Source organism: Actinomycetota bacterium (assembly GCA_023488435.1).
Taxonomy (GTDB): domain Bacteria; phylum Actinomycetota; class Coriobacteriia; order Anaerosomatales; family UBA912; genus UBA912.
Genome location: JAMDCK010000046.1, coordinates 3,179 through 10,508, shown reverse-complemented (window position 1 = coordinate 10,508; position 7,330 = coordinate 3,179). Strand labels below are relative to the sequence as shown.

The 7,330-nt window shown below is 58.0% G+C and carries 7 protein-coding genes; 1 reads left to right on the top strand and 6 read right to left on the bottom strand.

Annotated features, from left to right (window positions below):
- Positions 1 to 155 precede the first annotated feature (155 nt).
- From M1617_06675 to M1617_06655, 5 genes are all read right to left on the bottom strand, one after another.
- Positions 156 to 992, bottom strand: coding sequence for an ABC transporter permease (locus M1617_06675; GenBank protein MCL5887953.1), 837 nt, complete (start codon positions 990 to 992; stop codon positions 156 to 158).
- Positions 993 to 1,895 carry an ATP-binding cassette domain-containing protein gene (locus tag M1617_06670; GenBank protein ID MCL5887952.1) on the bottom strand — a complete coding sequence of 301 codons (903 nt, stop codon included), beginning with the start codon at positions 1,893 to 1,895 and terminating at the stop codon, positions 993 to 995.
- Between the two features lie 70 nt (positions 1,896 to 1,965).
- On the bottom strand, positions 1,966 to 2,772 hold the full coding sequence (locus M1617_06665; GenBank protein MCL5887951.1) for a hypothetical protein: 807 nt from the start codon (positions 2,770 to 2,772) through the stop codon (positions 1,966 to 1,968).
- A gap of 53 nt (positions 2,773 to 2,825) precedes the next feature.
- Positions 2,826 to 4,223, bottom strand: a complete 1,398-nt coding sequence (locus M1617_06660; protein ID MCL5887950.1) for a PH domain-containing protein — start codon at positions 4,221 to 4,223, stop codon at positions 2,826 to 2,828.
- Positions 4,210 to 4,758, bottom strand: coding sequence for a PH domain-containing protein (locus M1617_06655; GenBank protein MCL5887949.1), 549 nt, complete (start codon positions 4,756 to 4,758; stop codon positions 4,210 to 4,212). The genes M1617_06660 and M1617_06655 overlap by 14 nt, the downstream gene beginning before the upstream one ends.
- Positions 4,759 to 4,952: 194 nt before the next feature.
- Between M1617_06655 and M1617_06650 the strand changes: the two genes are divergently transcribed.
- Positions 4,953 to 6,899 (top strand): DUF255 domain-containing protein, encoded by a 1,947-nt coding sequence (locus M1617_06650; protein ID MCL5887948.1) that lies wholly within the window; start codon positions 4,953 to 4,955, stop codon positions 6,897 to 6,899.
- 44 nt (positions 6,900 to 6,943) lie between these two features.
- Here M1617_06650 and M1617_06645 read toward each other — a convergent pair.
- Positions 6,944 to 7,330 (bottom strand): DegV family EDD domain-containing protein (locus M1617_06645; protein ID MCL5887947.1); only part of this gene is annotated, 387 nt, incomplete at its 5' end.

Here is a 7,330-nt window from a genome sequence, read left to right as displayed (position 1 = left end):
AAAGGCGGTGGACTATAAGAGAGGATATAGCAGGGCACGGAAGCACCCCGGTGGGTCACAGGGGGCGGGTCGGAGGGCCCTGCCAGACCAAGTGCAAGACCACTTGCACTTAGTTTGTCAATTCAGGGAAAAAGGCTGACGGGGAGCGACAAGCGTCACCCCTCATCTCTGGCAAATCGCCACGCCGCTGCCGCCAACAGCACGCCGCACCAAGCCATCATCAACAATGACGCAACCAGGGGCGAAAGCGGCGTCAGGGCTTGGAGAATATCCTCTTGGTTCGAAGAGAAATCGGTTGCACTCATCAGGAGGTTTCCGGGGAGGTAACTCAAGAAAACAGGCCACCCGGGAGGCACGCTGTCGGCCAAATGGAAGTAAATCTGCAGACCTGGTGCAACGATGAACAACATCACCAAGATGCCTGCAGCCGACAGACTCCTTCGTGTCAGCGTCGCCGTAGCAAAAGAAATGAGCGCAATCATCACGCCGCCAATCAACGATGCAATGGCGGTAGCCCAAAATGCGCCATTTGTCATAACCATGGACAAGCGATCCACTCCGACGAAAAGGCCCATCGATCCAACACCTATCAGCACAACCAAAGCCGCAAACACTACAGATGCAACACCAATCAATACGAGCCGGGCAGCAAAAAGTGTGTTCCTGCGAGGCACTGCCTGCAACGTCATGAGGTTTGATCCACTGACAGACTCTTGTGCTATCCAAACACACAGTCCTATACCGAACATCAGGCCACTGTAGACAAGACTACCCCCTGGAGCCGCAACCATCGAGTCAAGGGCCATCCCGGAATCGGTTTCCCAGTACCCTCTGGTCCAATAGCTCACTACGGCCGATACGGCCACAGACACGCCGATTGCAAAGAGGGTCATCCAAAAGAAACTGCGCTGCTTCCTAAGCTTTAGCCACTCACCAGCCACCACGTTTCCAAGCGTCATCTGCGCAGGAATTGAACGCCCGGTCGTCGCCAACTACGCCACCTCTTTTGCACTCAAGCCGTCATTACCGGTCAGATGAAAGAAGACATCCTCCAGGGATTTCTGCCTAGGCTCAAGGCGATCCAGCAGCAAGCCTCCTTCAGCGGCGACGGCCGATATCTGCCGAGGGGTCGCATTGGCGACAAGTATTCCTTTATCGAGCAAGGTGGCCTCATAGCCACTCATCCCTAAAAGCTCTACTAAGCGAGCGGTATTTTCCGCTTCAGCGTATGTGGAGCAATCAGCAGCTGACACCAACGAGTGTATGGTGTCGTTTGCGACCACTCGCCCTTTCGTTATGACCACCACTCGATCGGCCGTGTTCTCAAGCTCGGACATCAGGTGGGAAGAGAGAAGTACGCACTTTCCTTCGTTGACGAATGACTTCAAAAACCTGCGAATCCATGCAACTCCGTCTGGGTCGAGACCGGTCACGGGCTCGTCAAGAATCAAATGCTTCGGATCTCCCAGAAGCGCGATAGCGAGTCCAAGTCGCTGCCGCATCCCCATCGAAAAAGTTCCAACCCTCTTTTGCGCCACCTCATGCAAGCCCACCAGCGTCAGCAGGTCATAGCAGCGAGAGCGAGTGATTCCATGCGTCATTGCGAGACTGAGCATGACATCGATTGCTCTCCTGTCTTTTGGTATCCATTCTGCCGAGATACAAACGCCGACGGCCGTCATGGGCAGGTGCACTTCGGCAAATGGCTTTCCGTCGATGGTCGCCGACCCCGTGGTCGGCCGTAGGATGCCAACGAGTATCTTCATCGCCGTAGTCTTGCCTGCACCATTGTGTCCGACCAGGCCGGTGATGGATCCATCCGGCACCGTGAAGGAGGCATCATCCAGTGCGCGCTTGGTGCCGAAGTGACGCGACACCGAGTTGAACTCTATCAATTCGATTCCTTTCTATCGAGAAGACTTCCATGCGACTGAGATCTGTTCGTCTTCCTCACGAGCCGCAGCGCTACCACTCCTGCTTGGAAAAACGCCACCCCGCCACCCCTACGAAGAAAAAGCACCATGTAATCAATAATCCAGCAGCAACTGCCGGAGAGAGTGTCGGCGAAATGACAGGGCGGCCATCACCTATCGCTGCATGCAAGCTCCCCTCGATCTCGGCCATCAAGCCTGCGGGAGTGGAGGTCAATGGACTGAATAGGATCGTCGGGAGGGCCTCGAGCATAACCAAAGCCTGTAAGATTGGCACCACGAATAAAAGTACGGCCATTACAATGACAGCAGGAAGACTCCTCCGCATCAACTTGACCAAACCGAAGTACATGAGGGTGATCGCGAGGGTGAACAGAAAGGCTGCTCCGAGGTTTGCCCAAAAAAGGCTGATGGAAAGAACACCCAACATCCAGTCGAGCCCCAAGAAATAGGCCACTGACCCAGCACCTATCAGCGCAACCGATGCAGCGAACAATCCCGAGACGATGCAGATCAGTACCAAACGTGCCGCAAAGATCGTGCCTCTCCGAGCCACCGCCTGTACGGTAAGGATGCTAGAGCCGCTGACGAACTCTTGTGCAAGCCAGATACAAAGGCCCAGTCCGAAGATGAATGCGGCGATTTTCGCGCCTGACGAAGGCATCAATGCAGCCATACCGAGAGCCGCTGCGGGCTCCTGGTTCCATGTGTCTCGAATCCCCGTAGCCCTCAGAATCGCCAACCCCAAGGTCACGCCTAGTGCGGCAAGCGTGGTCCAGAAAAAACTGCGTTGCTTCCTAAGCTTGAACCACTCGCTGGCAAGGACTCGAGTAAACGTCATCTGCGCTTGTACCGAACTCCCCGATACCGCCATTCGTGTCTGAGTCCTTTCTGTCATCTAGAAGGCTGCCATACGAAAAGTTTGCGTGCTCGTCCTGAAAAGTAGTAGAGAGACATGCGTCGAAGTCCAATCCATCGATCCCATGGCCGCGTGGAACTCATGAAAACTTGCACCTCGTGTAGCGGAAGGCCATACGATGATCTCCAAATCAAGCCCCTGCGATATAGGATGCCCCGCCCGCTTTTGTCCTGGAGAACAACAGTGAAGCATGCATTCACCATCACCAGTGAAACCAATATCAAAGCAACTGCGGCAATCGCGTAGTAGGCCCATAGATCGAATACCGCAAGAACGGCCACTGCTGCCGCTACCAACAACGCGACACGTGCAGCCGCAATCAACCAGGCCCCTCGCGCCCTGATCGGGGCTCGATCCAGAGCCAGAAGCTCCCTGGCTCCACCACGCAGGTTGTCAATCCGGGCTTCGATCTCACGCATCCTCAAGGCAGGGAACACGACGTTCTTGCCAAGGACGTGACCGGCGTCTCGGGTGAGCAGAGCCAGTCGTCCGCGACCCATGATGACATCTAGGAAGTTGCGCTTGAGCACGACTCCTATCACCCCGTCGAGCTGTATTGCGCGTCGTTGATTGGTGAAGAGTCCTCCCTCAAGGATCAAGGAGCCCTCTGTGATGTGAGCACGGAACTTCCAGAAGCGCACCAGGGTGACCAGGTAACCATATGCTACCGAAGTCAACGTCAAGCCGCCGAGCAATGCAAGTTGGCTTATCGGGTTCAAGGACAAGATGTCCGCGAAGAGCCCCTCCGCCTCGGGAAGTCTGGTCAGCTGTGAGAGTTCAAGGTAGGCCGCAACGATAAAGGGGCCGAACAGCGCGAACCTCCAGTATGCCAGAGACATAGCAACCATATCCCGTTGTGATGCTGCAAAGACATGTTCGACTCCGGCCTCTTCGCGGCTGGTAGACTCAAGGCCCGCCTCCGCTTCACGGGCCTGTGCAATCGCCAGATTGGAAGCGCGCTGTATCTCCTCTGCCAGCTCTAAGCGAACAGTGTCGAGAGTGATCTCGCTGTCAAGTCCCGCAGATGCGCGGATCACCACCTTGCAGCACCCCACAAAACTACGAATTGGATCTTTGTGAACCTCAATCGCGACAACCGATGTCCATGGAATAGCAACATCGGTCTTGGTCAGGAGTCCACCCCTATGCCGGATGTCGCGGTCATTGAAGGTGAATAGTCGGGTAGCCCAACGCGTGAACACGGAGAATGCGGTCGTGAATGAATAGACCACGAAGACAACTGTGACTACCAGATCGAGTGACCCCTCCAGGCGCGGCTGCGCCAAGTAGAAAACGATCCCCGTGGGCACGTAATTCCTTGCAGCCTGAATCGCGTCCACCGCAATCATCCAGCGACTATTATGTGAGTACATCAAGTGCTTCCCCGTTGACGAATCCCTCGATGAGCTGTACCTGCCCCGGATCGAGGATCCCGACCCTCTGATCACCGACGATAGTGAGAAGCGAAACGGTAGTGAGGTCGAGTCTTCGCAGTACCGGACCGCGTCGGTGTCGCAAATTCAAAACGCTACGACGAGGGATTGTGACGACTTGCTGGAATATCCAGCCCTGCCTGATGATCAGCCTATCAGGGAACACCTGCAGCGAGTATCGTCGGTGCGTGAACGGGGTCACGACGAGTACATCAGCAATAGCCGAGGCCGCATAGAGTAGACAGATGATGGCCAGATTCGACTTCAAAAACTCTGGGGCGAATGGTAATTGAGCGAATGCGATGATGGCAATGAGTACGATCACCGCTATTAGAGAGTCCCAAATCTGCGATAAGCTCAGCACCGAACGTGCAAGACGCAGGCGAGGTGGGCTCTGAGATGCGCCTGCTTCGCCTTCATGTTCACCTAAAGCGTCCTCGGCCCCTAGGTCATCCCCATCAGATTGTGTCAGCATCAGCTGTGCTCTCTCCTCCCGTGAGTCACGTCACACTAAGCGAAGCCCTGCTTGAGTGTCAACCAGTCGAATCGTTGGCAAGAGAGCGTGCTTCGTTGCCGAAAAAGGCTGACCGGGGGCGGCAGGAGTTACACGGACATGCCTTGATGCGGTAGATTGGTCATCGTGTCTTTTTCCCTGCCGAAAGGAAGTCCGTGGAACAAAGCCCTCAAACCCCAAGCCGCCTGTCAGGCGAGAAGTCCGCATACCTGCAGGCCCACACCGACGATCTGGTCCAATGGCGTCCATGGGGCAAGAAGGCTTTCGCCAGGGCAAAGAAGATGAATCTTCCTATCTTCCTCTCGGTGGGCTATGCCTCGTGTCCACAGTGTCGCCTTACACAGGCTGAGTCCTTCCGCGACACCGAGTTGGGAGGCTTCCTCAACAGGCACTTCGTTCGCATCCTTGTGGATCGCGAGTGCCGACCCGACATCGACGCCTTGTTCCAGACCTGGAGTGGTGCTGCGACCGGTGCTGGCGGGTGGCCCCTGAACCTGTTCTTGCTTGAGGACGGCTCCCCTTTCCTCGGCGGGACGTATTTTCCGCGGGTTGCTAATGATCCGGACGCACAGTCATTCATGGACCTCGCTTCGACGGGCCTGCGGGTATGGACCCTCGACCGCGAAGGCGCCATCGCGGGTGGGGCCGAAGCTCTCGAGTTCCTACGCGCCATGAACTCCCCTGCGGACTCTGCCACTGAGGCTCCCGACCTCGACTCGGCGATCGAGAAGATCCGCGAGTTGCTCGACGAGGAGCACGGAGGCCTGGGCCACGGGCCCAAGTTCCCACAGACGCCCGTCATCGACCTGCTTTTGGCGACACACGGGTCCAGCGGCGCTGCCTGGCGGATCGAGGCTGCACGCAAGTGGCTCAACTCGATGCTCTCGAGCGCCATCTTCGACTCCGCCGATGGCGGGGTCTTCCGCATGAGCGACCTTCGCGATTGGGGCTCCCCTGCTGCCGAGAAGGCGCTCATCGACCAGGGGCTGCTGCTCTCGACATTGGCCAGAGCGAACGCGATCGAACCTTCCGAGGCATACCAATCGGCCGCGCGCCTGACCGCCGACATGCTCGAGCGGCGCATGCGACGACCGGACTGCGGGTTTTTCTCGGCGGTTTTCATCGATGCCGAGGAGGCCGAAGGCGAATCGGTCGACTATCAGGTGACCCAGAACACCATCACCGCGCACAACGCCATCGCCGCGCGCGGGCTCATCGAGGCAGGTGCGGAATTCGGTGATGATTGGATGGTGGCCGCGGGAATGCAGGCGCTGGAGTGGCTTCTCGGCGAGTGCCTGAAAGGACGCAAGTTGCTGCGCACCTCCGACGACAAGAGTCTGAAGGACATCCGTATCGACCAGGGGCTGCTGCTCTCGACATTGGCCAGAGCGAACGCGATCGAACCTTCCGAGGCATACCAATCGGCCGCGCGCCTGACCGCCGACATGCTCGAGCGGCGCATGCGACGACCGGACTGCGGGTTTTTCTCGGCGGTTTTCATCGATGCCGAGGAGGCCGAAGGCGAATCGGTCGACTATCAGGTGACCCAGAACACCATCACCGCGCACAACGCCATCGCCGCGCGCGGGCTCATCGAGGCAGGTGCGGAATTCGGTGATGATTGGATGGTGGCCGCGGGAATGCAGGCGCTGGAGTGGCTTCTCGGCGAGTGCCTGAAAGGACGCAAGTTGCTGCGCACCTCCGACGACAAGAGTCTGAAGGACATCCGTTTCCTCGAGGATTACGCCGCGACCGTCGCCGCCTGTCTGAGCGCCTACGAGCACGCGGGCCGCAAGGACATGCTTCGAACCGCCATCAGGTTGCAAGGCGAGGCCGCTGGGCTGTTCGCGAGCGACCAGGGCTTCGTGATGAGCGTGGGTGATCCGCTCTTGCCGGTGGCACCCGTCGAGTACGCAGACAGCCCGGCGCCGTCAGGCGCTTCGATGCTCGCCGAGAATGCCGTGAGGCTCGCGAAGCTTACGGGAGACGAAGCGCATCTGCCCACCGCCGCAAGCGCGCTACGTCAGTTCGACAGGACGCTCGCCCTAGCCCCGCATCTCGCGGCCCACGCGCTCTATGTCGCGAGCATCATGGGCAGGTGACCGGGCCGCCTTGCTTCTGCAAGTGACCGCCCTGCTTAGCGCAACTACTCGTTGGGCAGAAGCGCGACTCCCCATGCGGTGCCGGTGTGAGCTGCGATAACCGAGCCCACCTCGCGGACGCTGATGTCGGAGCCCGGGAAAAGGCCAGCGATCTCGTCTGCAATTCTGTGGGCCCTTTCGGCAGACATAGCATGTAAGACAAAGAACTTGCCCGATGTAGCCTGCCCCATCTGCTCCTTGACCCAGTTGACGGTGTGCTCGAGTGCGGCTTTCTCGCCGCGGGAGCGAGCCACCGGATGGAATGCACCCTGATCGTCAACGGTCAATGTCACCTTGACGTTGAGCATGGTTCCGAGAAACGCCGAGACCTTGCCGATCCTGCCGCCTTTGGAGAGGTTCTCCAGGGTGTCGAATCCGACAATCATGTTCGT